Here is a 26,571-nt window from a genome sequence, read left to right as displayed (position 1 = left end):
TCGTGCACCCCGCCACTGACAACAGCCGGTGGACGGGCCCGAACTCACCTCACCGGGCCTCGGTCCCTCGTCCGGACCTGCGAGAACACGGACATGGCGGAGGCGGGTCCGACACGGGAACGGGCGAGGCACTGGCAGTACGCGGAGCTGCCCCACCTCGGTCTGCTGCGTGCCCGGTACGTCCGTCACACCTTTCCGCGCCACAGTCATGAGGGCTACGTCCTCGGCACCCTCACCAGCGGTGTCGAGGACGTCGGTCTCCCCGGCGGCACCGTGCACGCAGGGCCCGGCACCGTAGTCATGATCAACTCGGAAGTGCCGCACACCGCTCGCGCCGGGGTGCCCGGAGGATGGGTGTACGCCACCCTCTACCCAGCCGCCCGGGTGATCAACGACATCGCGGCCGACCTGACGAGCCTGCGCGGCACGGCCGGCTTCGCCGAGAGCGGTGCGAGGGATCCGCGTGCCGCCCGGCTGATCACCGAGGTCCACCGGGCGGCCGAGGAGGGCAACGCCCCGGCCGCCGACAGCCTCCTGCGTGTCCTGGTCGCCAGGCTGCTCGACCGCCACGGCAGCGTGCTGGCGGCCAGGGCCTCACACTTCGCCGGCGCCCGTGACGCCGCCCGCGCGCGGGCGGCGCTGGAGGAGCGGATGGAACGGCCGCCCACCCTGCAGGCGCTCGCCACCGAGCTGGGCACCGGCCCCTTCGCGCTGCTGCGGGCCTTCAAGAAGCAGTACGGCATGCCCCCGCACACCTGGCTCACCGATGCCCGGGTGCGCCGCGTCCGGCGCATGCTCGACGCGGGGACCGCGCCCGCCGATGCTGCCGCTGCCGTCGGCTTCACCGACCAGCCCCATCTCAACCGTCACTTCACCCGGATCGTCGGAGTACCTCCGGGCGCCTACCAGCGCGAGCGTGCAATAACGTACAAGACCGGCAGGAAGCTTTCCCCGTAGCGTCCGGGACGTGGCAGAACAGACAGCACCCCCTCAGAGCACCGGTGTCCCCGACGCGCACGGCGCGGGTCCGGAGAAACCGGACTCCGCCGTGGTCCGGGACGCACTCGGCGTGGCATAGCCGTGGGCCTTTCCGGATTCGCCTTCGGCGTGACCTCGGCAGGCTCCGGACTGGCCCTCCTCCAGACCTGTGCGTTGAGTCTCCTCGTCTTCACCGGCGCTTCCCAGTTCGCCCTGGTGGGCGCGCTCGCGGCCGGAGGCAACCCCTGCACCGCCGCGGCCGGAGCGTTCTTCCTGGGCACCCGCAACGCCTTCTACGGACTACGCCTGTCACAGCTCCTCGCCCTGCCGGCCGTACTGCGCCCCCTCGCCGCCCACTGGGTCATCGACGAGACGACCGCCGTCACCCTGCCCCAGCCCACCAGGCGCGCAGCGCGCATCGGGTTCACCGTCACCGGATTCACGCTCTACACCCTGTGGAACCTGACCACACCGGTCGGAGCGCTCGGGGCGAAGGCGCTCGGCGACACCGGCGCCTGGGGGCTGGAAGCGGCCGGCCCCGCCGTGTTCCTCGCCCTGCTCGCGCCGATGCTGAAGAGCACCACGGAGCGCGTGACAGCCGGGCTCGCCGTCCTGCTGGTGCTGGGTCTCCTGCCGGTACTGCCTGCGGGCGCGCCCGTACTCGTGTCCGCACTGGCAGCTCCGGTCGTCCTCTTCCTGAAGGGCCGCGGCAAGAGCACCGGGGACGGGTTCCTGAAGGGCCGGGGGAAGCACACTCAGGACGAGACCTCCACCGGAGGCACGACGCCCGGGGAGGGCCGATGAACGCCTGGATCGCCATCGGGCTCACCGCCGTGGGCTGCTACCTCGCCAAGCTCCTGGGGCTCCTGGTCCCCGCCGGAGCCCTGGAACGCCCCCTTGTGCAGAAGCTGGCAGCGCTCATGCCGGTGGCGCTGCTCGCAGCTCTCACCGCCCAGCAGACCTTCGACGGCGGGCAGCAACTGGTGCTGGACGCCCGGACGGCGGGGCTCGCCGCGGCGGCGCTCGCCTCGTCCTGCGTGCTCCCTTCCTGGCCGTCGTCGGTGTCGCCGTCGTGGTCACCGCACTCGGACGCGCCATGCTCTGAGGAGGGACGGATCAGCGCGGGCCGCGGCCGTACGCCCGGAGGGTCTGCAGGGCGTTGAGCGTCACGATCGGGCGGCTCTCCAGGGCCGTCCCGGGGGCCCACTGCCTCCGGTCGACCGGCCAGCCCCCGTCTTCCTGCTGTCCGGCCGCCAGATGATCCAGGGAACTCTCCAGTTCGCTGTCGCTGAACCACCGGCGTGCGAGTGACCCGGGTGTGCGGGCGTAGTCGTGAGGGAAGTGGTGTGCTCCCGAGGCGTGACCAGGGGCCACCGGGTGGTCCGCGCGGCTCCGCGGATCGAACACCACCAGCCCCTGTTCACGCACCAGTTGACCCAGCCGGTCTGCTGCCGGTTCCGCCCGCGTGCGGTCGGGTACGCCGTCCAGGAAGGCGACGGCTGCCTCGATCTCGTACGGATGGGACTGTTCCAGGGCGTCCACGGCGGCCCAGCAGAAGTCGGTGGCCCGGAACAGCCAGGCGTGCCACACCTGATTACGGTGCAGCAGCCCCACCACCGGACCCGTCGCCAGGAGTTCGGCAGGCGGGTCCTCGACCACGGGGATGAAGGGTGCCGCAGGATAACCGCGCTGGGAGGGGTGGAGCGCGGGCAACGCGCCTTCCTTGGTCGACACGGCCGTGAGGTAGCGGCAGATCCGCTCCACGCGCAGACCACCGCAGCGGCCGATCGAGTCGAGGACGCTCAGCGCACGAGCGGTGTGGAGGGGCTGGCTCACAGGTCCGCGAAGATCGGGTTCGAGCGCGTGACCGTAGCCGCCGTCCTCGTTCCGATAGGCGTCGAGCGCGGTTTCGACGGCGTCCGCGCTTCCTCCCAGGAAGAGGTGGGCGAACCGCCGTTGTTCGAGAACGCGCGCGGTGAGCCAGATGAACTGCTCGGCGTGGGCGAGGGGGTTTGCTCCGTTTCCGGCCATGGTTCCGACCGTAGAGGGGATCAGGCCGTCGACGGGGCGGTCCCGGCCCGGCTGCACTCTCAGGAGCGGGATACTGGGGGCATGCGGTTGACGATTTTCTGGGAACGGATGGCGGACCACTTCGGGGAGACGTACGCCGACTCCTTCGCGCGCGATCACGTCATGGCGGAACTCGGTGGCCGTACGGTGCACGAGGCTCTGGCCGCGGGCTGGGAAGCCAAGGACGTCTGGCGCGGGGTCTGCGCGGCGGTCGGTGTGCCGCCGGAGAAGCGCTGAGCGAGGCGGTCCGCCCCGGCACGACTGCGCGGCCTGCACCACCTCCGGGCTGAGGATCCGGCTGTCACTTCGGTGAGCGAGACTTGTCCCGTGGCACCGACAGACGAGACAGCCCAGACCCAGCCGCCCGCCTCGCCGCCCGTCCCGCCGGCCGCACCACCGAATCCGCCGCCCGGCACAGGCCCTGTCCGCATGCCCGGCTGGCTGCCGCGTGCAATCGTCATGGCGCTGGCGCTCTACGGGTGCTTCCAGCTCGGCAGCTGGGCCTTCTACCAGCTCATCGGGCTGCTGACCAACGTCCTCATCGCCTTCTTCCTTGCGCTGGCCATCGAGCCGGCCGTCAGTCGCATGGCCGGACGCGGGATGCGCCGGGGACTCGCCACCTTCCTGGTCTTCCTCGCGGTGCTGATCGCCGGACTCGGCTTCGTCGTCCTGCTCGGCTCGATGCTCGCCGGTCAGATCGTCGACATGGTCGAGGAGTTCCCCAAGTACCTCGACTCGGTGATCAACTGGGTCAACCAGACCTTCCGCACCGAGCTCTCCCGGGTGGAGGTGCAGGACAGCCTGCTGCACTCCGACTGGCTCCAGAAGTACGTGCAGAACAGCGCCACCGGTGTACTCGACGTCTCCACCACCGTGCTCGGCGGGCTGTTCCGGCTGCTGATGATCTTCCTGTTCTCGTTCTACTTCGCCGCGGACGGGCCCCGGCTCCGGAGAGCGCTGTGCTCCGTGCTGCCGCCCTCCCGGCAGACCGAGGTGCTGCGCGCCTGGGAGATCGCGGTCGACAAGACCGGTGGCTACATCTACTCGCGCGGGCTGATGGCGCTGATCTCCGGCGTCTCGCACTACATCCTGCTGGTGGCCCTCGGAGTGCCCTACGCGCCCGCACTCGCGGTCTGGGTCGGCCTCGTCTCACAGTTCATCCCCACGATCGGTACGTATCTGGCCGGCGCGCTGCCCATGCTGATCGCGTTCACCGTCGACCCCTGGTTCGCTCTGTGGGTCCTCGGTTTCGTCGTGGTCTACCAGCAGTTCGAGAACTACGTGGTGCAGCCGAAACTCACGTCCAAGACGGTCGACATCCACCCTGCGGTCGCCTTCGGCTCGGTGGTCGCGGGCACCGCGCTGATGGGGGCTGTCGGGGCCCTGATCGCCATTCCGGCCGTGGCGACGCTTCAGGCGTTCCTGGGCGCGTATGTGAAGCGCTACGACGTGATGGACGACCCGAGGGTGCAAGGCGGCCACCGACAGCGCCACGGCGCGCCGGCGCTGTCGAGGATCCGCCGCGTGGTGCGGCGCGGCGGGGAGGGCACGGGCCCGGCCGACGACAGCCGGTGACATCGGCCGACAGGCCGGTCCCGGTTCCTCTCCGCCCGCTCCGGTGAGCTCAATGGCCTGGACTCGGTATGATGTACGACACGTTTCATTGACTTGTTCTTGCGTCTCTGGTAATAGCGACTGTTCTCTTTCGTGTCGGCCCGACGTGAGATGCTTGACACTGAAATCGAACATCTATTCTCATGAAGCTCCGGCCAGGTCTGCCGGGCCCGGCCGTGAGGTTGTCCACAGGCCGGGAGGACGTCGAGGCCCGTTGTCAGTGGCAGGGGTTAGCGTCTGTGACGTGAAGCGATCGACTCAAGCAAATCGGGTGGAACCCATGGCAGGAACCGACCGCGAGAAGGCGCTGGACGCCGCACTCGCACAGATTGAACGGCAATTCGGCAAGGGCGCGGTGATGCGCCTCGGTGAGCGGCCGAACGAGCCGATCGAGGTGATCCCCACGGGGTCCACCGCACTCGACGTCGCGCTCGGCGTCGGCGGTCTGCCGCGCGGCCGCGTGGTGGAGGTGTACGGGCCGGAGTCCTCCGGTAAGACGACGCTGACGCTGCACGCCGTGGCGAACGCGCAGAAGCTCGGTGGCTCGGTGGCGTTCATCGACGCGGAGCACGCTCTGGACCCGGAGTACGCGAAGAAGCTGGGCGTGGACATCGACAGCCTCATCCTGTCGCAGCCGGACAACGGCGAGCAGGCGCTGGAGATCGTGGACATGCTCGTCCGCTCCGGCGCGCTCGACCTGATCGTCATCGACTCCGTCGCGGCCCTGGTGCCCCGTGCGGAGATCGAGGGCGAGATGGGCGACTCGCACGTGGGCCTGCAGGCCCGTCTGATGAGCCAGGCACTCCGTAAGATCACCAGCGCGCTCAACCAGTCCAAGACCACTGCGATCTTCATCAACCAGCTCCGCGAGAAGATCGGAGTGATGTTCGGCTCCCCGGAGACCACGACCGGTGGCCGGGCGCTGAAGTTCTACGCCTCGGTGCGTCTGGACATCCGCCGTATCGAGACGCTGAAGGACGGCACCGACGCCGTGGGTAACCGCACCCGCGTCAAGGTCGTCAAGAACAAGGTGGCGCCACCGTTCAAGCAGGCCGAATTCGACATCCTCTACGGCCAGGGCATCAGCCGTGAGGGCGGTCTGATCGACATGGGCGTGGAGCACGGCTTCGTCCGCAAGGCCGGCGCCTGGTACACGTACGAGGGCGACCAGCTCGGCCAGGGCAAGGAGAACTCCCGGAACTTCCTCAAGGACAACCCCGACCTGGCCAACGAGATCGAGAAGAAGATTCTCGACAAGCTCGGCGTGGGAGTCCGTCCGGAGGATGCCGCAGCGGAGCCCGCGGCCGATGCGGTGGCCGCCGCAGGAGCCCCGGCCGACGGCGCGGCCAAGCCGGTGTCGGCCGCCGCGACCAAGGCCAAGCCCGCCAAGGCCGCGGCGGCCAAGAGCTAGGCCGTGACGCGTCGCACGGAGTGGCCGGGCGCCGACGCCGCCGGTCCTGAGTATGCCGCTGGGCCGCCCGGGGGCCCCTCGGGGCCCGGCCCGGGGGCCGGGTCCGGCGAGGGGGCGGGCCGTCGCTCCCGCTCCAGAAGCAGCGGTTCCCCTTCCTCGTCGAGGGCCGAGGAGGGGGAGCCGCGAGATCCGGTCGAGCAGGCGCGCAACATCTGTCTCAGACTGCTGACCGGCACCCCGCGCACCCGTAAACAGCTGGCTGACGCGCTGCGCAAGCGGGAGATCCCCGACGAGGCGGCGGAGGAGGTGCTCTCACGTTTCGAGGACGTGGGCCTGATCGACGACGCGGCGTTCGCTGATGCCTGGGTCGAGTCCCGGCACCACGGCAGAGGGCTGGCCCGTCGTGCCCTCGTGCGGGAGCTTCGTACCAAGGGGGTGGACCCGGCGGTGATCGACGAGGCGTTGGAGCAGCTCGCCCCCGAGCAGGAAGAGGAGACCGCCAGGGAACTCGTCGCACGGAAGCTCCGGTCCACCCGAGGGCTGGACCGGGACAAACGCCTGCGCCGGCTCGCGGGCATGCTCGCGCGCAAGGGATACGGGGAGGGGATGGCGCTGCGCGTGGTGCGCCAGGCGCTCGATGCGGAGGGGGAGGACACGGAAGGGCTGGACGAGCCCTTCTGACCGCAGCCCGGGGGAAAACGGGGCACACCGGCGGGCACGGGGGCCGGAGGGCGGACGTACAGGCCGCGTGAGCGGGTATGCGGCGGTGGCGGAGGGGGCCACCGCCGACGGATGGCGCCGGGTGCCGGTCAGGCCTGTGCGACGGCCGCGCTCAGTGCCCTGCCCGGGACGCCCGGCGGATCGTGGCGTCGATCAGGGACAGTGCGTGTGCGGCCGTGCGGCCGGGATGCCGGTTCCAAGGGCCGATCAGTCCGGTCCAGCCCTGCGAGCGCAGTTCGGTGATGAGCCAGGCGCCGGCGCGGTCGACGGTGCCGAGCGAGCCGTAGCCGAGCCGGTGGGCGGTCAGCATGGCTCCGCAGAGACAGCGCGCACCACGAGCGTTGCGCAGGCGGCAGGGGGTGTTCTGCCAGCCCCACTCGGTCAGGATCTGCCGGGCGTAGCCGAGATGGACGGACGGACGCACATCGGGTTGTCCGATGCGGCGCCACGCGTGCAGACACTCGGGCAGCACAGCGCCGAGGCGTCCGGGTAGCGGGCGTTCGCGGGGCCGGGGCGCGGACATGGTCCGCAGTGATTCCTCGATCAGCCGGTCGACGGGCACGGACAGCAGATCCCGCCAGCCGGCCGGGTGCGCGGGCGGTGCCCCATCGGCCGGCACGCATGCCGGGGGTGCGGGCTCCAGGGCGGTGCGTTCCCAGCCTGAGACGATGCGCTGCCACGCGTCCGTGTCGTGGAGCCGGGAGGCTTGTGCGTCGAGCTGGTCCGGGGTGAGCTGAGCGGTCTCCATCGGCGCGACATCTCCGTACGTTCCGTCCTCGATGATGAGGCGAATGTCCGTCGTGCGCGGCGACCGCTCCACCGGAGAGCGGCGTTCGAGTGGGATGGAGCGTCATTCGGCCGTACCGGTAGCCGAACGGCCGGGGTACCGTCACCGGCCGTTCGGCTACCGGCACGGCTCGCCCGGCCGCCGGCCCGGGCGGCTCTGCGAGCCGGGTGTGTCCGGTCAGAGAGCGACCGGGAGCCCGGCAGCGCGCCACGCCTGGAAGCCGCCGGTCAGGTCCGTGGCCCGGTGCAGTCCCAGCTGACGCAGGGAAGCGACCGCGAGACTCGACGCATATCCCTCGTTGCAGATCACCACGACCCGCAGATCGTGGCTCACGGCCTGCGGGACACGGTGGCTGCCCTGCGGATCGAGGCGCCATTCCAGCTCGTTGCGTTCGACGACCAGAGCCCCGGGGATCAGACCGTCCTTCTCGCGGAGCGACGCGTAACGGATGTCGACCAGCAGCGCACCTCCGGCAGCCGCAACTGCTGCTTCTTCGGGGCCGATCCGCTCATAACCGCCCCGTACCCGGTCGAGCAGTTCGTCGATGCCCACCGGGTCCCGGCGGTCACGCCCGCCGCTCACCGCCAGTCCGCCGGGCGCTCGGTCCGTTCCAGGCGCAGCACCGCCCCTGTGCGGCTGTAACGGCGGATCCGCGGCAGAGGCGGGTAGTACGCGTGCACCGACACGGCATGTTCGTGGCTGGACCCGTTGAGCACCTCATGGACATGATGCCGGCCGAAAGCCCTTCCCTGGCCCGTCGCCAGGAGCCGGGTCCGGTCGATGCCCTGGCTCAGCTCGAGGGTCCTCCAGCCGTCGGTGGGCAGCCGGGCGGCCAGCGAGTGCTCCCGGAGGCTACCCGCGGCAACGGTGAACGCCCCCGTGGATTCGGCGTGGTCGTGCCAGCCGGTGCCGGAACCCGGCGGCCAGCTGATGAGCCATGCCTCGCTGCCTCCGGGGCCGTCGAGCCGGAGCCAGGTGCGCCCCTCGGGATCGAGCGGAAGCGAGGTGACGAGCGCGGTGTCCTCCGCGACCCGGCGGACGAAGCCGAACAGTTCCGCAGCGGTCGGGGCCGCAGTATCCGTGCTGGTGGCGACCGGGGTGTTCATGCTGCCGGGGGCGGGAGCCGGGGCAGGCGAGCCGGTGCCGACGGCGGACGCGGACGTAGGCAGGGAAGGGGAGGGTGCAGACACAGGGACCGTCCTGGGAAGTTCGCTCGGAAGCACAGCCGCGCGCGGAACAGCACGGTGTGCCGGGTGAGGGGCGATTCAGCAGGACGAGCGACACACGCAGCCCGCGTAGCGGACGAGGTCCATATGGACCCTCCGCCACAGGCGCACATCGGTGTCGGTCATGAACCGGAGTACACCATGTGCGCCGACAACGGTCAATCGATGTCCGCGGTCCGGTCGGAACTCGCGGCGGTGCGCGCCCGGGCGTCGTGCGCCGTGTCCGAGCCGCCCCCGCGCGCCGCGTCGGCCGCCTCGAAGAGTTCTGCGGGCCGCACCCCGCTGAAGGCCGCGACGAGGTGCCCGTCCGGCCTGACCAGCAGCACCGTATGGGCCGTGGCTCCGGGGTAGCTCTCGGTCACCAGCAGCTCGGCCTTCACGGGGAGGGCGTCCACTGCTTCGACCAGCCGTGGCATGACACCTGCCGTCAGCCAGTGCCGCCGGTCCCACACCCCGGTGCCCGGCGCGACCAGGATCACCAGCAGGTGTCCCAGGCCCAGCCGGTCCCGCAGCCGCACCGTCTTCCCGTCGGGCGCGGTCACCCGTACATCGGTGACCGGCGCACCGGGGGCCGTGCCCACCGACGCGTGGGCATCGGCGGGTCGAGGCGAAAGAGGGGAGTGCCTGTACGACGGGGGCGCGCCCAGTGGCCCGCATCCCAGATGACCGTCGGCCAGCAAGGTGTCCTGCCCGCGCGCGGCGCCGGGCATGAGCGTCCGGAGGCCCGCGCCACTCCGCAGTATCGGCAGCGACTGGTCGGCGGCCCGCAGCCGTGAGGCGACCGCGGCCCTGCGCTCGGCCTGGTAGCTGTCGAGCAGGAGATCGGAGGAACTGTGGTGCCAGGCCTGCGCCAGCTTCCACGCCAGGTTCTCGGCGTCCCGCAGTCCTTCGTCCAGACCCTGGGTGCCGAGCGCGCCCAGCAGGTGTGCGGCGTCCCCGGCGAGGAAGGCCCGCCCGGACCGCCACCGCCTCGCGAGCCGGTGGTGCAGCGTGTACACGCCCGTGTCCAGCAGATCGTAGGCCGGCGTCTCACCGCACCAGCCTTCGAGGGTGTCGCGGATCCGGGTGATCAGGGCGTCAGGGGTGACGAGTTCGCCGCGCGGTGGAAGGAGCCAGTCAAGCCTCCACACCCCGTCGGGCAGCGGCCGCGCGGTGACTTCGGCACCTCCGGTACGCCACGGCGGGGCCCGGTGCAGCACGGCTTCGCCGGGCCAGGGCAATGGGGCACGGAGCGCCGCGACGGCGTGCCGTTCCACCGCCGTACGGCCGGGGAACCTGATGTCCAGGAGCTTGCGCACGGTGGACCGCGCGCCGTCGCAGCCCACCAGATAGCTCCCACGCCACCAGGTCGATCCCGGCTCCCGGGTGTGCACCGTGACGCCGTGCGCGTCCTGCTCCAGGGTGTCGATCCTGCTGAACGGCGCCATGGTGACCAGGTCCTGCGCGGCAGCGGCGGCCCGCAGCCCTCCGGTGAGCGCGTGCTGGGGCAGGTGGACGGGCGAGGGCAGCGGAACGACGCCGTCCTCGTCGCCCAGCGGTACCGCCCGCACCAGTTGCTTGCGCCGTACCGACCGCCAGCCGGCCCACCGGAGCCCTTCGTCGCGGAGCGCTGAGCAGCCGAGCCGTTCCACCAGGTCCGCGGTGTCCTCCCGCAGCACGACGGTGCGCGCGGGGCGCGGTTCGTCCTTGCCGGGTCCTTCGTCGAGCAGCACGGAGGGGACGCCCTGAGCCGCGAGGGCGAGGGACAGCGCCAGCCCCACAGGACCGGCGCCGACGACGATCACCGGGTCCACGAGGTGGGCCCTCCGGCGCTGATCGGCGAGGTCGCGGGGGCGGAGGCGGAGACTGAAGCGGCCGGAGAGGAGGAAGGGGGCGCGGCGGCGGTGGTTCGGGACGCGATCACAGAACGAATGCAACCCACTGCCGGTGCTTGCGTCAAGCCGCAGTGGGACGGGGCGCCCGCGTGACCACCCCACGTGACCCATGCGGCTCCCGGGGCTCCGGCCGCCCCGGGAAGAGCAGGGTGCCGCCCATGGCCCGCTGCCCATGCGCGTGGTTCAGGAAAACCGGACAGCCCGCCGGTGTACCGACGGGCTGCCGTGAACGGAAGGAGATGAACGCCGCGTCACCCGCTCCGGGAGACGCGGCGCCTGACGCGTCAGTCCGTCTTGCTGATTCCCTCGTTCGTGCCGGGGCCCTGCGGCGGGCCGTCCTCGGCGTGAGGTCCGGCAAGGCTGTCGGCGGGGAGGACTTCCGGCGTCCCGGCGGCCGCGGCCACCGCGATGCCGGTCTTGGCCCGCCTGCCGCGCTTCTCGATCCAGGTGGCGAGCGCCGACAGGAGCAGACACATCGCCACATAGATCGTGCCGATGACGGCGATGGTCGACACGTACGGGTACTGGCCGTTGACCTGTGTGTTGGAGGCGATCAGACGCGCCGTGTTGAGCAGCTCCGGGTACAGGATGATGAAGCCGAGCGAGGTGTCCTTGAGGGTCACCACCAGCTGGCTGATGATCGTCGGCAGCATCGCGCGGACCGCCTGCGGTATCAGCACGCTGACCATGACCTGGGTCTTGCTCATCCCGAGGGCGTACGCCGCTTCGCTCTGCCCCTTGGGCACGGAGTTGACACCCGCGCGCAGCACCTCGGCCTGGACACAGCCGTTGTAGACGGAGAGCCCGAGAGCGAGGGCCCACATCGAGTAGTCGGTGAGGAAGCCGACCCAGATGGCGTAGATGGTGATCAGCAGCGGGATCGAACGGAAGAGTTCGATGAAGGTGGTGGCGGCCCAGCGGACCGGTTTGTGGTCGGAGAGCCGGCCGACGGCGAGCAGGACCCCGAGGACCAGCGAGCCGACCGCCGCCAGACCGAACGCCTTGAGGGTGGCGAGCACGGCGTCGGCGATGTTCTGCCGGATGCCCGCGTAGTTGAAGATGTCCCACATCTCGGGGGCGAGGTGCCCCTTGTCGGACAGCCTTATCACGCTGACGGCGATCAGAGCCAGGATGGCGAGACTGCCGGACACGGCGTAGATCCGGTTGCGGACAGCGGCCTTGGGACCCGGTGCGTCGTAGAGAACGCTGGCGCTCATCGGGCGACCTCCATACGACGCTCGAGCAGCCGGAAGAGACCGCTGATGGCAAACGTGACGACCAGGTAGCCGAGGGCCACCCAGATGAAGACGGGCGTGATCTCGTAACCCCGGTCACTCATCAGCTTCTGCCACCCGAAGAGTTCGGTGACGCTGAAGGCGCCGGCGATCGCCGAGTTCTTCGTGAGCGCGATGAAGATGCTGCTCAGCGGCGGGATGACGGACCTGGTGGCCTGGGGGAGAACCACGATCCGCAGAGTCTGGGCGAACGTCATGCCGATGGAGCGCGCGGCCTCGGCCTGCCCCAGCGGAACGGTGTTGATGCCCGAACGGACCGCCTCGCACACGAAGGAGGAGGTGTAGAAGCCGAGAGCCAGCGATCCGAGCAGGAAGGGGCTCATGCCCGGGAAGAGGATCTCCGGTACGACGAAGAAGAAGATCAGGAAGAGAAGGGTCAGCGGGGTGTTGCGCAGCAGGGTCACCCAGGCGGTGCCGAAGAAGCGCAGCGGTGGCACGGGTGACACCCGGAAACCGGCGACGGCGACACCAAGGACCAGTGCGATGACCGAGCTGACGGCGGTGATCGACACGGTGCCTATGAAGCCGTCGCGGAATTCCGGAAAATTGTCGAGCAATACGTTCATGGGGTCTCCGCGTCGGCGGTCAGCGGCATCAGGGCAGGGGAAGGGGCGCCCCGTACGCCCGCCGTGTTCAGCCACGGCGGCGTACGGGACGCTTCACTCACGCGGGTGGCGTCAGTGGCGGGACGTCAGCAGACGCTGCGTCAGTAGCGCTCGATGGCCGGCGGCTCGGTGTAGTCCGAACCCGACAGGCCGAGGGTCGCCTCGTAGATCTTCTTGTACGTGCCGTCCTTGACGTGGGTCTCCAGCGACTTGTTGATCGCCTCGCGGAGCACCTTGTCGTCCTTGGCCAGGCCGACACCGTAGGGCTCGTTGGTGAACGGCTTGCCGACGACCTTGAGCTTGCCGGAGTTGGCGGCGGCGTAACCCTTGAGGATCGAGTCGTCGGTGGTGACGGCGTCGACCTGCTTGGTCAGGAGCTGCTGCACGCAGTCCGAGTACTTCGCCAGCTCGACGACCTGCGCGCCGTACTCAGGCTTCTTGATCTCCTGGAGCGGGGTGGAACCCACGATCGAGCAGACCTTCTTGTCCTTCACCGACTCCTTGCCGGTGATGGAGGTCTCGTCCTTGCGTACCAGCAGGTCCGCGCCGGCCTTGTAGTACGGGCCCGCGAAGCCGACCTGCTTCTTGCGCTCGTCGTTGATCGTGTAGGTGCCCACGAAGTAGTCGACCTGGCCCTTGGAGATGGCCGTCTCACGGATACCGGAGTCGACGGTCTTCCACTCGATCTGCTTCTCGGAGAAGCCGAGGTCGGCCGCGATCATCTTGGCGATCTCGACGTCGAAGCCGGAGCGCTCCTTGGTCGACTGGTCCTCGAAGCCGAGGTACGGCTGGTCGGCCTTCGCGCCGATGACCAGCTTGCCGCGCTTCTTCGCCTCCTTGAAGGCCGGCGAGTCCAGGTCGACACCGGTGGCGACGGTGTACGTCGGCAGCTTCGGGGCCTCCGACGAACCGGGCTTGACGCCCGACGGCTTGTCGCCGGCGGAGCCCTCCTTGCCGCCGCACGCGGTCGCGGTCAGGGCGAGCACGGCGATGGCCGCGACGGCGGCCGACTTGCGGAGCTTCATGTGAACAATCCTCGTGTCGTAGGTCGTCGGTATCAGTGGTGAAGGATCTTCGACAGGAAGTCCTTGGCCCGGTCGCTGCGCGGATTGCTGAAGAACTGGTCGGGGGTCGCCTCTTCGACGATCTTTCCGTCAGCCATGAAGACCACACGGTTCGCTGCCGAGCGGGCGAAGCCCATCTCGTGGGTGACGACGACCATGGTCATCCCCTCCCGGGCCAGCTGCTGCATGACTTCGAGCACCTCGTTGATCATCTCCGGGTCGAGCGCCGACGTGGGCTCGTCGAAGAGCATGACCTTGGGATCCATCGCCAGCGCACGTGCGATCGCGACGCGCTGCTGCTGACCGCCGGAGAGCTGCGCCGGGTACTTGTCGGCCTGTACGCCGACCCCCACCCGGTCGAGCAGGCTCCTGGCCTTCGTCTCGGCGGCCTTCTTGTCCGTCCCGCGAACCTTGACCTGGCCCAGCATCACGTTCTCGAGCACCGTCTTGTGCGCGAAGAGATTGAACGACTGGAAGACCATGCCGACATCGGCACGCAGCCTGGCGAGCTCCTTGCCCTCCTGGGGCAGCGGCTTGCCGTCGATCGTGATCGCGCCCGAGTCGATCGTCTCCAAGCGGTTGATCGTGCGGCACAGCGTGGACTTCCCGGACCCGGAGGGCCCGATGACTACGACGACCTCGCCGCTGGCGATGGTCAGATCGATGTCCTGGAGCACATGCAGCGCGCCGAAGTGCTTGTTGACGTTGCTCAGTACGACAAGGTCGTCCCCCGCAGGTGCGGCATCCTCGGCGGCCTTGTTCACTGAAACTCCGCTCATCGGCTTCTTGCTCCGTCCTCCTCGGTTAGGCAAGGACCCTAGTGACGCAGTGCTACCAGCGTCATTACATCTGAGCGGAAATTGAGCATAACGATCCGGCCTCAGGCGGACGCATCGTGTGAACGGGGCGCCACGGAGTGCTCGGCGGCGTACCGGGTGGATAACGGAACCCGGTGGTGACGGGCAGGGACTTGACTGACGTACCCGTCATCGGCGTGGATGCCCTGGTACAGGGACGACATGAATCGCTGCCGTACGGCGAGGTCCGCCGGGCGGAACGCAGGCGGGCTGTCACGCACGGTTCCCGGGCATCGCGAAGGACAATGAAGACAGACATGAGGCGGAGAGGGGGGCCATGAGACTGCTGCTCGTCGAGGACGACGACCACGTCGCGGCCGCCCTGTCCGCGGTGCTCTCACGGCACGGTTTCCAGGTCGTGCACGCGCGTAGCGGCGACGAGGCGCTGCAGGCGCTGCTGCCGGCCGAGAAGGAGCCCTTCGGGGTCGTGCTCCTCGACCTCGGGCTGCCCGACCAGGACGGCTACGAGGTGTGCGGGAAGATCCGCAAGCGCTCGGCGATCCCGGTGATCATGGTGACCGCGCGTTCCGATGTCCGGTCGAGGATCCACGGCCTCAACCTCGGCGCCGACGACTACGTGGTGAAGCCGTACGACACCGGTGAGCTCCTCGCCCGGATCCATGCCGTCGCCCGGCGCCGTACGGCCGGGGAGGACACCGGCCCGACCCCGCTCGCGGCCCTGCGGATCGGCTCGGTCCGCATCGAGCTGCCCACCCGCAGGGTCAGTGTCGGCGGTCAGGAGGTGCAGCTCACCCGCAAGGAGTTCGACCTGCTCGCCCTGCTCGCCCAGCGTCCCGGTGTGGTCTTCCGGCGGGAACAGATCATCAGTGAGGTGTGGCGGACGAGCTGGGAGGGAACGGGACGCACCCTGGAGGTGCACGTCGCGTCGCTCCGTTCCAAGCTGCGGCTTCCCGCTCTGATAGAGACCGTACGAGGAGTCGGCTACCGGCTCGTCCCGCCGCCGGCCTGAGGACGTACGCTGCGCACCCGCCTGCTCCCCCTGCTCATCGTCCTGATGGCCGCCGTGCTGCTCGCCTTCGGTTTCCCGCTGGCCGTGCGGGTCGCCGCCGCCGAACAGCAGCGGGTCGTCATCGACCGGATCGACGACACGGCGCGCTTCGGCGCGCTGGCCCAGTTCGTCAGCGAACCCGTACGGGCAGCCGATGAGAGGCAGCGGATCCTGCAGACCGAGCTCGAGGCCTACGACTCGGTGTACGGGATCCGGGCCGGGGTCTTCTACCGGGACGACAGGGCCCTCGCCAAGGCTCCCGCCTCCTGGACCCTGCCCGCCGAGGGGGAAGGCCGGGAGGCCTTCGACGAGGCACTCCTGGGCCGCCGCTCCCACGACCCGCCCCAGGTCTGGCCGTGGCAGGACGGCAGGATCGTCGTCGCCTCCCCGGTCGTACGCGACGGAGACGTGGTCGCCGTCGTCGTGACCGACTCGCCCACCGACGCCATGCGGTCCCGGACCCTGCACGGCTGGCTGCTCATCGCCCTCGGGGAGGCCGCGGCCATGCTGGTGGCGGTCGGCGCCGCCTTCCGCCTCACCGGCTGGGTGCTCCTGCCCGTCAGGACCCTGGACGCGGCCGCCCACGACATCGCGAGCGGCAGGATGAGGTCCCGGGTCGTCACCTCCGGCGGGCCTCCGGAACTCCGGCGGCTGGCCCGGTCGTTCAACGAGATGGCCGACAACGTCGAGGACGTGCTGGAGCAGCAGCGCGCCTTCGTCGCCGACGCCTCGCACCAGTTGCGCAACCCGCTGGCCGCGCTGCTGCTCCGGATCGAGCTCCTCGCGCTCGAACTCCCCGAGGGCAACGAGGAGATCGCCTCGGTCCGCACGGAGGGCAAGCGCCTCGCCCAGGTCCTCGACGACCTGCTGGATCTGGCCCTGGCCGAGCACACCGCGGCGGACCTCCAGCTCACCGACATCGCCGCCCTCACGGGGGAGCGGGTCGCGTCATGGCGTCCGCTGGCCGAGGACAAAGGCGTAGGACTGACGCTGGACGGGGCGCCCGCCGTAACAGGCTGGGCGGATCCCATCGCCCTCTCCAGCGCGCTGGACGCCGTCATCGACAACGCGCTGAAATTCACCCCCGCGGGTGAGGAGGTCCGGGTCACGGCGGGAGCCGACGGCGAGGGCGCCACGGTCGTCGTCGCGGACCGTGGCCCCGGCCTGACCGAGCAGGAGCTGGAGCGCGTCGGTGACCGCTTCTGGCGCAGCGGGCGGCACCAGAACATCAAGGGATCGGGGCTGGGGCTCTCCATCTCGCAGGCCCTGCTCGCGGCGGGCGGCGCATCGATCCGCTACGACGCGCACGAGCCCCACGGCCTGCGGGTGACGGTCACCGTGCCGCGCAATCCCCCGCACGTGTGAGCCCTGCGCTCAGGGCTTGGCCGACCGGTAGTAGCGCCTGGCGCCTTCGTGCAGCGGCAGCGGACCGGTGTAGATCGCCGTGCGCAGATCGACCAGCTGCGCCGAGTGCACCTCGCGGCCGATCCGGTCCCGGCTGTCGATCACGGTCCGGGTGAACGCCTCGGTCATCAGCGGATCCGTACGGTCCGTGGTGATCAGCAGATTGGGAACCGCGACCGTCTGCACGGCCTGGCCCTGCTGGGCGCCCGGATAGGCGTCCGCCGGCATCGCGGCCGCGCGGTAGTAGCGCGTGGATCCGCCGGCCGCCTGGAGCTCCGCGACCAGTGCTCCCTCCAGCGGGACCAGCCGGATCGAGAACTTCTCCGAGAGCTTTTGCACCGCTCCGGTCGGCAGCCCGCCGGACCAGAAGAAGGCGTCCAGCCGGCCGTCCGTCAGCCGGGCGGGCATCGTGTCGATCCCCGCCTGTACGGGAGTGATGTCCGCCGCCGGATCGAGGCCCGCCGCCTCCATCAGCCGGTCCGCGACGAGGAGGACCCCGGACCCCTTCTGTCCCACACCCACCCGCTTGCCCCGCAGATCGGCGACCGTGCGGATGCCGGAGTCCCGGGGCACGATCAGCTGGACGTAGTCGTCGTAGAGCCGGACGCAGCCCCGTAGTCGCCCGGCGCCCGGTTTCCCGCTCTGCAGGTAGGTGGCGACGGCGTCGGCGGTGGCGATGGTGAAGTCGGCCTTCCCCGTCGCGACCCGCTCGATGTTCTGCTGGGAGCCCTCGCTGGTCCGCAGCTGTATCGACACCTTGGGCATGTCCTTGGCCAGTGCACCTTCCAGCCGCTGCCCGTAGCGCTGGTAGACCCCGCTGCGCACACCGGTGGAGAACGTGAGCGAACCGCCCGGTTCCTCCTCCCCGATCGGGAGCACCCACCACAGCAGCAGTCCGAGCACGACCACGCCGGCGACGCCCCCTTGCAGGGTGCGGCGCCGGCCGAAACGGGACAGTGCGTGCAGCATGGCGCGATCCTGCCATTCTCCTGGCCGTGACGGCCAGAGCGGAGGGGCCCGCACGCCTTGCCGGGCCCCTCCCGCCGCGCGGATCAGGCCGTCCACGCCGAGGGCAGCTCGCCCTCCCCGCCCGTCACTCCGGAGGCGTCGGAGTGTCGGGGCCCTGGAACATGGTCTGGATGTCCAGCTCCAGCTGGACGGTGGGGCCGACGATGGCGATGCCCCGGGCGAGCATGTTGCGCCAGTTCAGGGTGTAGTCCTCACGGTGCAGTTCGGCGGTGGCACGCGCCGCGCAGCGCAGTTCCTCGCCGTATCCGCCGTTGACGGCGCCCAGGTACTGCGTGTCCAGGGAGACGGAGCGGCTGACCCCGTGCATCGTCAGCCCTCCTTGGACGGTCCAGTTGTTCCCGCCCCGGTAGACGAACCGCCTGCTGGCGAAATGGATGTACGGGTAGTTCTCCACGTCGAGGAAGTCGGCCGACCGCAGGTGGTTGTCCCTGGTCTTGTTGCCGGTGGTGATGCTCGCGGCATCGATGCGTATCTCGGCCTGGGAGTCCTCGACGGAGGGTGCGACCCGGACGCCGCCCTCGAAGGCGGTGAAGCGGCCGTGCACATTGGCCATGCCGACGTGCCTGGCGATGAAGCGGATCGCGGTGTGCGGCGGATCGAAGAGCCAGGTCCCGGGGGCCGGGGGCTCCAGCTGCCGGGCGACGTCCAACTGCACGCGGCCCATCGACAGGGTCTCGTCCGCGGCGATACCGAAGGTCCAGCTGGCCGGCTGCATGCCTTCGGCCGTCATGAGCAGGCGGTAGTCGCCCGGGGGCAGAGCCGCGACGAACATGCCGAACAGGTCGGTGGTCCCCTTCGCCGCCGTCCGGGACGACTCCTGGGAGGTGACCGTGATCTCGGCGCCGCCGAGCGGCTGGCCCATGGGATCGACGACCTCGCAGGTGACGGTTCCGGCCCCGGGAGGCACGGGAAAGGTGAATCTCGCACCACCACCGGAGGCCGTCCTGGATCGCCTGCCACGGAGGAGAGAGAGGACCATCACATACACCTTTCGAGCGTGGAAGGACAAGCATAGAAACCGGCCGGAACGAGTCGTTCAACGCCCCCTGGCCTCCCTGTCCGCCCCGGACGGTTTCCGCCCGCCCCCTGCGGCGGCTCCGGCGTTCGGCCGGGCTCCGGCCACCGCCTACCCTTGTCCCATGACCAGCGGCAACCGGAGCGATGCAGTGGACGTCCAGAAGAGCTACGAGGTACGCACTTACGGGTGCCAGATGAACGTCCATGACTCCGAACGCTTGTCGGGGCTGCTGGAGGGTGCCGGATACGTGCGCGCACCCGAGGGCTCCGACGGTGACGCCGATGTCGTCGTCTTCAACACCTGCGCGGTCCGTGAGAACGCCGACAACAAGCTCTACGGCAACCTCGGCCGCCTCGCCCCGATGAAGACGAAGCGCCCCGGTATGCAGATCGCCGTCGGTGGCTGTCTGGCGCAGAAGGACCGCGACACCATCGTGCGGCGCGCCCCCTGGGTGGATGTCGTCTTCGGCACGCACAACATCGGCAAGCTGCCCGTACTGCTGGAGCGCGCCCGGGTCCAGGAAGAGGCGCAGGTCGAGATCGCCGAGTCCCTGGAGGCGTTCCCCTCGACGCTGCCCACCCGCCGCGAGTCCGCGTACGCCGCGTGGGTGTCGATCTCCGTGGGCTGCAACAACACCTGCACCTTCTGCATCGTCCCGGCCCTGCGGGGCAAGGAGAAGGACCGCCGCACCGGCGACATCCTGGCCGAGATCGAGGCCCTCGTCGCCGAAGGCGTCAGCGAGATCACGCTGCTCGGCCAGAACGTGAACGCCTACGGTTCCGACATCGGCGACCGTGAGGCCTTCTCCAAGCTGCTGCGGGCGTGCGGCACCATCGACGGCCTGGAGCGCGTCCGCTTCACCTCGCCGCACCCGCGCGACTTCACCGACGACGTGATCGCGGCGATGGCCGAGACACCGAACGTGATGCCCCAGCTGCACATGCCGATGCAGTCGGGTTCGGACACGATCCTCAAGGCCATGCGCCGCTCGTACCGCCAGGAGCGCTTCCTCGGGATCATCGAGAAGGTGCGTGCCGCCATGCCGGACGCCGCCATCTCCACCGACATCATCGTCGGCTTCCCCGGGGAGACCGAGGAGGACTTCGAGCAGACGCTGCACGCCGTGCGTGAGGCCCGCTTCGCGAACGCCTTCACCTTCCAGTACTCCAAGCGCCCCGGGACCCCCGCCGCCGACATGGAGGGGCAGGTCCCCAAGGAGGTCGTCCAGGAGCGCTACATGCGCCTGTCCGCCCTCCAGGAGGCGATCTCCTGGGAGGAGAACAAGAAGCAGGTCGGCCGCACCCTGGAAGTCATGGTCGCGGAGGGGGAGGGCCGCAAGGACGGTGCCACGCACCGGCTCTCCGGCCGTGCGCCCGACAACCGCCTGGTCCACTTCACCAAGCCGTCCCAGGACGTGCGCCCCGGGGACGTGGTGACGGTCGGGATCACGTACGCCGCTCCGCACCACCTGCTCGCGGAGGGCGCGCCCCTGGACGTCCGGCACACCCGGTCGGGGGACGCCTGGGAGAAGCGCACCGCGGCTCCCTCCGGCCGTCCTGCCGGAGTCATGCTCGGCCTGCCGGGCATCGGCGCACCCGCCCCGCTGCCCGCGGCCGCCACCCCGGGGTGCGGCTGCGACTGAGTACGCTGACCGGCATGCTTGTCGCCGCCGCCGTGTGTCCCTGTCCGCCGCTCCTGGTTCCCGAGGTGGCCGCGGGGGCCGCGCCCGAACTCGACGTCGCCAGGAAGGCGTGCCTGGACGCGATGGGCGTCCTCACCGCCGCGAAACCGGATCTGCTGGTGGTGACGGGGCCGGCCGGACCGGGCGGCGAGGGACCCTTCCCTCCGGGTTCGGCCGGCTCCTTCGCCGCTTTCGGCGTCGGCCTGACCGTGCGGCTGGGCGAGGCGGCCGCCGGGTCCCCCGCACCGGAACGCCCGCTCCCCGCCTCCCTCGCCGTCGGCGCCTGGCTGCTGGGCCGTGCCCGGTGGGACGCTGCCCCGGCCGAGGGTCTCGGCGTGGGCGAACCGCTCGCCACCGGCCGCTGTCTGCGGACCGGAGCGGACCTTGCCGCCAGGGCGGAGCGGGTGGCCCTGCTGGTCATGGGCGACGGCAGCGCCTGCCGTACGGTCAAGGCGCCCGGTTACCTGGACGAGCGGGCAGCGGATTTCGACGCGGCGGCGGCCCGGGCGCTGGGCAGTGCGGACCTGGCCGCGCTGAGCGCTCTGGACGAGTCGCTCGCGTACGAACTGAAGGCGGCCGGCCGGGCGCCCTGGCAGGTGCTCGCGGGCGCGGCCCGGGGAGCGGGGCTCGGCGGACAGCTGCTGTACGAGGACGCACCCTACGGCGTGGGGTACACCGTCGCGGCCTGGTCGTGACCCGGTCCCGGTTCCTCCCCCGTACGGACGAGGGCCGTGGAGCGACACCGCTCCACGGCCCCCGTTCCCGCTGAGACCCTGATCAGGATGCGGGAGGCGGCGGCGGTGTACCGCCTTCGTTCTTCTGGCCCAGGCGGTCGACCGCGTCCTTGGCCTTCTGCGTACCGGACACGATCTTGTCGCTGTACTTCCCCTTGGTCCTCTGGTCGACCGTGCGGGCAGCCTTGTCGAGGCCCTGGTCGATCTTGTCCCCGTGCTGCTGCGCGAGGTCGCCGACCTTTTCCTTGGCCGGGGCCAGCTTGGTCTTCAGGTTGTCCAGGAAACCCATGGGTCACCTTCCGTGCTGGGGGACTGTGATCACATTTTACCCGTCCGAGGGCAAACGTGCGTCACTCACTGTGCTCTTTCGTGCCGGGCGGGTCAGGGAGTGCCGGGCGGGACGGAAGGCCGCCCGGCCCCTCGCGGTCGGGGCGGGTCCCGGAGTTTGGGAGACTGTTCCGGTGAGAAGACCAGCTCCCACCCCCCGCGTCATCACGGTCGTCGGTCCTACCGCGGCCGGAAAGTCCGATTTGGGAGTATTCCTCGCCCAGCAGCTCGGTGGTGAGGTGGTCAACGCCGACTCCATGCAGCTCTACCGGGGCATGGACATCGGCACCGCGAAACTGGCGCTCCCCGAGCGTGGCGGCGTTCCTCATCACCTGCTGGACGTCTGGGACGTCACCGAGGCCGCGAGCGTCGCCGAATACCAGCGGCTCGCCCGCATCGAGATCGACCGGCTGCTGGCCGAAGGGCGCACTCCCGTCCTGGTGGGTGGTTCAGGCCTCTATGTGAAGGGCGCGATCGACGCCCTCGAATTCCCGGGAACGGACCCGGAGGTACGCGCCGGACTCGAACGGGAACTGGCGGAGCGCGGCTCGGGCGCCCTGCACGCCAGGCTCGCCGCCGCGGACCCCGAGGCCGCCCGTGCCATCCTGGCCGGCAACGGGCGCCGCATCGTCCGTGCCCTGGAGGTCATCGAGATCACGGGCAGACCCTTCACGGCCAATCTCCCGGGCGACGAAGCGGTCTACGACGCCCTTCAGATCGGTGTGGACGTCGAACGGCCCGAACTCAACGAACGGATCCGTGCCCGCGTGGACCGGATGTGGGAGGCCGGGCTCGTCGACGAAGTGCGTGACCTCGGGGCCCGGGGCCTGCGCCAGGGGCGCACCGCCTCGCGGGCGCTCGGCTACCAGCAGGTGCTCGCGGCACTGGCGGGGGAGTGCACCGAGGACGAGGCGCGCGCGGAGACCGTACGCGCCACCAAACGCTTCGCACGCCGACAGGACTCATGGTTCCGGCGTGACCCGCGCGTCCGGTGGCTGAGTGGTGCCGAGGAACAGCGCGGGGAACTTCCGCACCGGGCTCTGGCGTTGGTCGAACGAGCGGTTACAGCCTGATCACGTGATGGCATCGGGAAGCTCCGCCCGTCATTCCGGCAGCCGGGACCGTGCCATCATCGAGCATCGATCGACCAGTGGAGTCCGAGTTGGGAGGGCGCGTGGCGATGGAGGCCGGCCCTCGCGACACAGACCGAGAATCACCGGATGTGCAGCACGACGCAGGACGTCTGAGCCCTGACGGGCCGGACGAGGCCGATGTGGCCCCCGAGGTCGAGGTCGAGCTCCGTCCCGCCCGCCGGCTGCGGATCTGGCAGCTCGCACCGATCGTGGGGCTGGCGGCGGCCGGCTCCCTGATGTTCGCCTTCCCGCTCGCCTTCGAGTTCGGCGGCGGTGGTGCCGTCGTGGCGATGCTGGGTCTGCTGATCAGCTGCTGCGCCGCGGGCTGGGGCATGATGGCCGCGCGCCGTGTGGGGCACACCTGGCCCGGTCTGCCGGCCAGGGGATCGGACGACAGGCCCGACTGGCGGGTGATCGCGCTGTACGTGGCCCTCGGCGCCGCGCTGGTGGTCCTGGCCGTCTGGCGCGTGGCCCGGCTCCGCTGACGGGGTCGGCCCCACGGGGCACGGGTACGGCCTCGTACAGTTGCTTCGTGAGTACTTCGCAGATCACCTTCCTCAAGGGCCACGGCACCGAGAACGACTTCGTGATCGTTCCCGACCCGGACAACGCCCTCGACCTGCCGGTTCCCGTCGTCGCCCGGATCTGCGACCGTCGGGCGGGCATCGGTGGCGACGGGCTGCTGCACGTCGTGCGGTCCGCGGCGCACCCCGAGGCGCGGGACATGGCCGAGCAGGCCGAGTGGTTCATGGACTACCGCAACGCGGACGGTTCGGTCGCCGAGATGTGCGGCAACGGAGTGCGTGTCTTCGCTCGCTTCCTGCAGCGTGCCGGATGCGTCGCGGAGGGCGATCTGGCCGTGGCGACCCGGGGCGGTGTCAAGCGGGTGCACATCGCCGAGGACGGCGACATCACGGTCTCCATGGGGCGGGCCGTCCTGTCCGGGAGCGGTGTGACGGTCACGGTGGACGGCCGCAGCTGGGAGGCCCGCAACGTCGGCATGGGCAATCCGCATGCCGTCGCGTTCGTCGAGGACCTGGCCCACGCCGGAAAACTCCACTCGGTACCGCCGTTCAGCCCCCGGTCCGTCTACCCGGACGGGGTCAACATCGAGTTCGTCGCGGACCGCGGACCCCGGCACGTCGCGATGCGCGTCCACGAGCGCGGTTCCGGTGAGACCCGCTCCTGCGGCACCGGTGCCTGCGCGGTGGCCGTCGCCGCCGCCCGCAGGGACGGTGTGGACCCGGCGAAGACGGGGGTCCCGGTCACGTACACCGTGGACCTGCCCGGTGGCACCCTGGTGATCACCGAATATCCGGACGGCGGGATCGACATGACGGGGCCCGCCGTGATCGTCGCGGAGGGCGTGCTCGACACCGCCTGGCTCGAAACGGTGATCGGTTAGAACTTCGCTCGAATGGGTGATCCGTTTCACGCTGGGCGAGAGCGGGTCTGCGCCGCGTGGTGGGGTCGATAGCATCAAGCACCGGCCGGGGGTGCATCCGCACCCCTCCACCGCCGGTCGACGTTGCCGGAGGTGCCCCATGAGCGCAGAGGCCACCGATCCAGGTGCTCCCCTTCGCAAGCGCGGTCGTCCACGGATCGATCTGCGCAGGCTGGGCCGTGTCGCCTTGCTCGGAACGGCCTCCCGCGACCGGCTGCCCGATGCCATCGGGCATGTCGCGGAGGCTCATCGCGCGCACCACCCGGACGCCGACCTCACCATTCTGCGCAACGCCTACGTCCTCGCCGAGTCCTCCCACCGCGGCCAGATGCGCAAGAGCGGCGAGCCGTACATCACTCATCCGCTGGCCGTCACCCTGATCCTCGCCGAGCTCGGCGCGGAGACGACGACCCTGACCGCCTCACTGCTCCACGACACGGTCGAGGACACCGAGGTGACCCTCGACCAGGTGCGCGAGGAGTTCGGCGACGAGGTCTGTTACCTGGTCGACGGCGTCACCAAGCTCGAGAAGGTCGACTACGGAGCCGCCGCCGAGCCCGAGACCTTCCGTAAAATGCTCGTCGCCACCGGGAACGACGTCCGGGTGATGTCGATCAAACTGGCCGACCGGCTGCACAACATGCGGACTCTCGGCGTCATGCGTCCCGAGAAGCAGGCCAGGATCGCCAAGGTCACCCGGGACGTGCTCATCCCGCTCGCCGAGCGGCTCGGTGTGCAGGCCCTCAAGACGGAGCTCGAGGATCTGGTCTTCGCGATCCTCCATCCGGAGGAGTACGAGCGCACCCAGGCCCTGATCTCCGCCCGTGGCGGTGCGCAGGACCCTCTCACCGAGATCGCAGACAGCGTCAGGTCGACTCTGCGGGAAGCCGGTATCAGCGCCGAAGTGCTGATCAGGCCACGCCACTTCGTCTCGGTACACCGGGTGAGGGTCAAGCGCGGTGAGATGCGGGGCACCGACTTCGGGCGGCTGCTGGTGCTGGTCGGGGAGGACGCCGACTGTTACGCGGTCCTGGGCGAGCTGCACACCTGCTTCACTCCGGTGATCTCCGAGTTCAAGGACTTCATCGCGGCCCCGAAGTACAACCTCTACCAGTCGCTGCACACGGCGGTCGTCGGCCCCGAGGGCGCGGTCGCCGAAGTCCTCATCCGCACGCACCGGATGCACAAGGTCGCCGAGGCGGGTGTCGTCGCGCTCGGCAACCCGTACGCCCAGGACGGCAGCGCCGCCGGGCACCAGGCCGAACCCGCCGACGGTGAGCGCGCCGACCCGACCAGGCCCGGCTGGCTCTCCCGCCTCCTGGACTGGCAGGAAGCAGCGACCGACTCCGACACGTTCTGGGCCACGCTGCGCGCAGACCTCGCCCAGGACCGGGAGATCACGGTCTTCCGCACCGACGGCGGGACACTCGGGCTGCCTGCCGGTGCCAGCTGCGTCGATGCCGCCTACGCACAACACGGTGAGGAGGCGCACGGCTGCATCGGAGCCCGTGTCAACGGCCGGCTGGCCACCCTCAGCACCGTGCTGAAGGACGGTGACACCGTGCAGCTGCTCCTCGTCGAGGACGCCTCGTCCGGCCCCTCCCCGGAATGGCTCGACCACGCGCGGACCCCTGCCGCCCGGATCGCGATCACGACCTGGCTCGATGCCCATCCGGACGGTGCGCAAGGACCGTACCGAAGCAGGCCCGACGCGCCGAGGCCGCAGGTCCAGCCCGGTGACGACGCGTCGAACAGCCGGGGGCGGGCGGGCGGCCGGGCTTCGAGCGTGGTCGTCGACACCCCGGGCTCGCCGGTCCGGCTCGCCGGCTGCTGCACCCCCGTCCCGCCCGACGGCATCATCGGTTTCACGGTGCGCGGCGGAGCCGTCACCGTGCACCGCGAGGAGTGCCCGGCGGTGGCCCGCATGCGGGAGCTCGGCAGGGCGGCCGTCGGAGCACGCTGGGACGACACGGGCGACTGGAGCGGCACCGCCGACTACCGGGTCACCCTCGTCGCTGAGTCCTTCGGCCGGCCCCGGCTCCTCGCCGACCTCACCGAGGCCATCGCGACCGCGGACGCGGCCATCGTCTCGGCGACCGTGGAGCCGCCCAGCGAACAGCGTGTCCGGCACACCTACACGCTGCAGCTGCCGGACGCGGCAGGGCTGCCGGGCCTGATGCGGGCGATGCGCGACGTACCCGGCGTGTACGACGTGAGCCGCGCCCAGCAGCCTGCCGCCGCGGGCTGAGGGCCTCTCCCTGCCGCCGCCCGGCGGCCCCGTTCGGGTGGTG

At 70.3% G+C, this 26,571-nt stretch carries 26 protein-coding genes and 2 pseudogenes; 15 read left to right on the top strand and 13 right to left on the bottom strand.

Annotated elements, in window-relative coordinates:
• The first annotated feature begins 93 nt into the window (after positions 1 to 93).
• The 3 genes and pseudogenes from ACF1FZ_RS19795 to ACF1FZ_RS19785 all read left to right on the top strand — a co-directional run bounded on the left by ACF1FZ_RS19795 (position 94) and on the right by ACF1FZ_RS19785 (position 2,083).
• Positions 94 to 957 carry an AraC family transcriptional regulator gene (locus tag ACF1FZ_RS19795; RefSeq protein ID WP_391774677.1) on the top strand — a complete coding sequence of 288 codons (864 nt, stop codon included), beginning with the start codon at positions 94 to 96 and terminating at the stop codon, positions 955 to 957.
• Between the two features lie 10 nt (positions 958 to 967).
• Positions 968 to 1,782 (top strand): annotated as a pseudogene (locus tag ACF1FZ_RS19790) (AzlC family ABC transporter permease).
• Positions 1,779 to 2,083: pseudogene (locus ACF1FZ_RS19785) on the top strand (AzlD domain-containing protein). The pseudogenes ACF1FZ_RS19790 and ACF1FZ_RS19785 overlap by 4 nt, the downstream one beginning before the upstream one ends.
• An 11-nt stretch (positions 2,084 to 2,094) precedes the next feature.
• On the opposite strand, the gene ACF1FZ_RS19780 reads toward ACF1FZ_RS19785, so the two are convergent.
• Complete coding sequence (locus ACF1FZ_RS19780) at positions 2,095 to 3,009, bottom strand: hypothetical protein (RefSeq protein ID WP_391774676.1); 915 nt, start codon at positions 3,007 to 3,009, stop codon at positions 2,095 to 2,097.
• An 81-nt stretch (positions 3,010 to 3,090) separates the two neighbouring features.
• On the opposite strand from ACF1FZ_RS19780, the gene ACF1FZ_RS19775 reads away from it, so the two are divergent.
• The 4 genes from ACF1FZ_RS19775 (at position 3,091) to recX (ending at position 6,754) form a co-directional block, all read left to right on the top strand.
• The gene (locus ACF1FZ_RS19775) at positions 3,091 to 3,285 is read left to right on the top strand and encodes a DUF3046 domain-containing protein (RefSeq protein ID WP_391774675.1); all 195 of its coding nucleotides are present in this window, start codon (positions 3,091 to 3,093) and stop codon (positions 3,283 to 3,285) included.
• A 192-nt stretch (positions 3,286 to 3,477) separates the two neighbouring features.
• A complete protein-coding gene (locus ACF1FZ_RS19770; RefSeq protein ID WP_391774702.1) occupies positions 3,478 to 4,623 on the top strand; it encodes an AI-2E family transporter in 1,146 nt (381 codons plus the stop codon).
• A gap of 319 nt (positions 4,624 to 4,942) precedes the next feature.
• On the top strand, positions 4,943 to 6,073 hold the full coding sequence (gene recA / locus ACF1FZ_RS19765; protein WP_391774674.1) for a recombinase RecA: 1,131 nt from the start codon (positions 4,943 to 4,945) through the stop codon (positions 6,071 to 6,073).
• A gap of 3 nt (positions 6,074 to 6,076) precedes the next feature.
• Positions 6,077 to 6,754 (top strand): recombination regulator RecX, encoded by a 678-nt coding sequence (gene recX, locus ACF1FZ_RS19760; protein ID WP_391774673.1) that lies wholly within the window; start codon positions 6,077 to 6,079, stop codon positions 6,752 to 6,754.
• A 151-nt stretch (positions 6,755 to 6,905) separates the two neighbouring features.
• Here recX and ACF1FZ_RS19755 read toward each other — a convergent pair whose 3' ends face one another.
• The 9 genes from ACF1FZ_RS19755 to ACF1FZ_RS19715 form a co-directional block, all read right to left on the bottom strand.
• A complete protein-coding gene (locus tag ACF1FZ_RS19755) occupies positions 6,906 to 7,541 on the bottom strand; it encodes a hypothetical protein (RefSeq protein WP_391774672.1) in 636 nt (211 codons plus the stop codon).
• A gap of 216 nt (positions 7,542 to 7,757) precedes the next feature.
• Positions 7,758 to 8,162, bottom strand: coding sequence for a rhodanese-like domain-containing protein (locus tag ACF1FZ_RS19750; protein ID WP_391774671.1), 405 nt, complete (start codon positions 8,160 to 8,162; stop codon positions 7,758 to 7,760).
• The gene (locus tag ACF1FZ_RS19745) at positions 8,159 to 8,770 is read right to left on the bottom strand and encodes a cysteine dioxygenase (RefSeq protein ID WP_391774670.1); all 612 of its coding nucleotides are present in this window, start codon (positions 8,768 to 8,770) and stop codon (positions 8,159 to 8,161) included. The genes ACF1FZ_RS19750 and ACF1FZ_RS19745 overlap by 4 nt, the downstream gene beginning before the upstream one ends.
• A 75-nt stretch (positions 8,771 to 8,845) precedes the next feature.
• The gene (locus ACF1FZ_RS19740) at positions 8,846 to 8,932 is read right to left on the bottom strand and encodes a putative leader peptide (protein WP_318198091.1); all 87 of its coding nucleotides are present in this window, start codon (positions 8,930 to 8,932) and stop codon (positions 8,846 to 8,848) included.
• A gap of 32 nt (positions 8,933 to 8,964) precedes the next feature.
• On the bottom strand, positions 8,965 to 10,599 hold the full coding sequence (locus ACF1FZ_RS19735; RefSeq protein ID WP_391774669.1) for an FAD-dependent monooxygenase: 1,635 nt from the start codon (positions 10,597 to 10,599) through the stop codon (positions 8,965 to 8,967).
• 365 nt (positions 10,600 to 10,964) lie between these two features.
• A complete protein-coding gene (locus tag ACF1FZ_RS19730) occupies positions 10,965 to 11,897 on the bottom strand; it encodes an amino acid ABC transporter permease (protein WP_391774668.1) in 933 nt (310 codons plus the stop codon).
• Complete coding sequence (locus ACF1FZ_RS19725; protein ID WP_391774667.1) at positions 11,894 to 12,541, bottom strand: amino acid ABC transporter permease; 648 nt, start codon at positions 12,539 to 12,541, stop codon at positions 11,894 to 11,896. The genes ACF1FZ_RS19730 and ACF1FZ_RS19725 overlap by 4 nt, the downstream gene beginning before the upstream one ends.
• A 140-nt stretch (positions 12,542 to 12,681) precedes the next feature.
• Positions 12,682 to 13,605, bottom strand: coding sequence for a glutamate ABC transporter substrate-binding protein (locus tag ACF1FZ_RS19720; protein WP_391774666.1), 924 nt, complete (start codon positions 13,603 to 13,605; stop codon positions 12,682 to 12,684).
• 32 nt (positions 13,606 to 13,637) lie between these two features.
• Positions 13,638 to 14,423 carry an amino acid ABC transporter ATP-binding protein gene (locus ACF1FZ_RS19715; protein WP_391774665.1) on the bottom strand — a complete coding sequence of 262 codons (786 nt, stop codon included), beginning with the start codon at positions 14,421 to 14,423 and terminating at the stop codon, positions 13,638 to 13,640.
• A 355-nt stretch (positions 14,424 to 14,778) separates the two neighbouring features.
• Here ACF1FZ_RS19715 and ACF1FZ_RS19710 point away from each other — a divergent pair, with 355 nt between their 5' ends.
• A complete protein-coding gene (locus ACF1FZ_RS19710; protein WP_391774664.1) occupies positions 14,779 to 15,471 on the top strand; it encodes a response regulator transcription factor in 693 nt (230 codons plus the stop codon).
• 9 nt (positions 15,472 to 15,480) lie between these two features.
• Complete coding sequence (locus ACF1FZ_RS19705) at positions 15,481 to 16,875, top strand: ATP-binding protein (RefSeq protein ID WP_391774701.1); 1,395 nt, start codon at positions 15,481 to 15,483, stop codon at positions 16,873 to 16,875.
• Positions 16,876 to 16,884: 9 nt separating this feature from the next.
• On the opposite strand, the gene ACF1FZ_RS19700 is transcribed toward ACF1FZ_RS19705, so the two are convergent.
• Both ACF1FZ_RS19700 and ACF1FZ_RS19695 read right to left on the bottom strand, forming a co-directional pair.
• On the bottom strand, positions 16,885 to 17,883 hold the full coding sequence (locus tag ACF1FZ_RS19700) for a TAXI family TRAP transporter solute-binding subunit (protein ID WP_391774663.1): 999 nt from the start codon (positions 17,881 to 17,883) through the stop codon (positions 16,885 to 16,887).
• Between the two features lie 124 nt (positions 17,884 to 18,007).
• Positions 18,008 to 18,922, bottom strand: a complete 915-nt coding sequence (locus ACF1FZ_RS19695) for a YceI family protein (protein WP_391774662.1) — start codon at positions 18,920 to 18,922, stop codon at positions 18,008 to 18,010.
• A 160-nt stretch (positions 18,923 to 19,082) separates the two neighbouring features.
• On the opposite strand from ACF1FZ_RS19695, the gene miaB reads away from it, so the two are divergent.
• Positions 19,083 to 20,603, top strand: a complete 1,521-nt coding sequence (gene miaB / locus ACF1FZ_RS19690) for a tRNA (N6-isopentenyl adenosine(37)-C2)-methylthiotransferase MiaB (RefSeq protein WP_391774661.1) — start codon at positions 19,083 to 19,085, stop codon at positions 20,601 to 20,603.
• Between the two features lie 14 nt (positions 20,604 to 20,617).
• Positions 20,618 to 21,337, top strand: a complete 720-nt coding sequence (locus tag ACF1FZ_RS19685; protein ID WP_391774660.1) for a class III extradiol dioxygenase subunit B-like domain-containing protein — start codon at positions 20,618 to 20,620, stop codon at positions 21,335 to 21,337.
• Positions 21,338 to 21,419: 82 nt separating this feature from the next.
• Here ACF1FZ_RS19685 and ACF1FZ_RS19680 read toward each other — a convergent pair whose 3' ends face one another.
• Positions 21,420 to 21,665, bottom strand: coding sequence for an antitoxin (locus ACF1FZ_RS19680; RefSeq protein WP_391774659.1), 246 nt, complete (start codon positions 21,663 to 21,665; stop codon positions 21,420 to 21,422).
• A 172-nt stretch (positions 21,666 to 21,837) separates the two neighbouring features.
• Between ACF1FZ_RS19680 and miaA the strand changes: the two genes are divergently transcribed.
• The 4 genes from miaA to ACF1FZ_RS19660 all read left to right on the top strand — a co-directional run bounded on the left by miaA (position 21,838) and on the right by ACF1FZ_RS19660 (position 26,528).
• The gene (miaA, locus tag ACF1FZ_RS19675) at positions 21,838 to 22,776 is read left to right on the top strand and encodes a tRNA (adenosine(37)-N6)-dimethylallyltransferase MiaA (RefSeq protein ID WP_391774658.1); all 939 of its coding nucleotides are present in this window, start codon (positions 21,838 to 21,840) and stop codon (positions 22,774 to 22,776) included.
• 107 nt (positions 22,777 to 22,883) lie between these two features.
• Entirely contained in the window at positions 22,884 to 23,321 is a 438-nt protein-coding gene (locus tag ACF1FZ_RS19670) for a hypothetical protein (RefSeq protein ID WP_391774700.1), read from the top strand.
• A gap of 47 nt (positions 23,322 to 23,368) precedes the next feature.
• Entirely contained in the window at positions 23,369 to 24,241 is an 873-nt protein-coding gene (dapF, locus tag ACF1FZ_RS19665; protein WP_391774657.1) for a diaminopimelate epimerase, read from the top strand.
• A gap of 139 nt (positions 24,242 to 24,380) precedes the next feature.
• The gene (locus ACF1FZ_RS19660; protein ID WP_391774656.1) at positions 24,381 to 26,528 is read left to right on the top strand and encodes a RelA/SpoT family protein; all 2,148 of its coding nucleotides are present in this window, start codon (positions 24,381 to 24,383) and stop codon (positions 26,526 to 26,528) included.
• The last annotated feature ends 43 nt before the right edge of the window (positions 26,529 to 26,571 follow it).

Source organism: Streptomyces sp. NPDC014623 (assembly GCF_043088245.1).
Taxonomy (GTDB): domain Bacteria; phylum Actinomycetota; class Actinomycetes; order Streptomycetales; family Streptomycetaceae; genus Streptomyces.
This window is presented reverse-complemented; position numbering and strand designations above follow the sequence as displayed.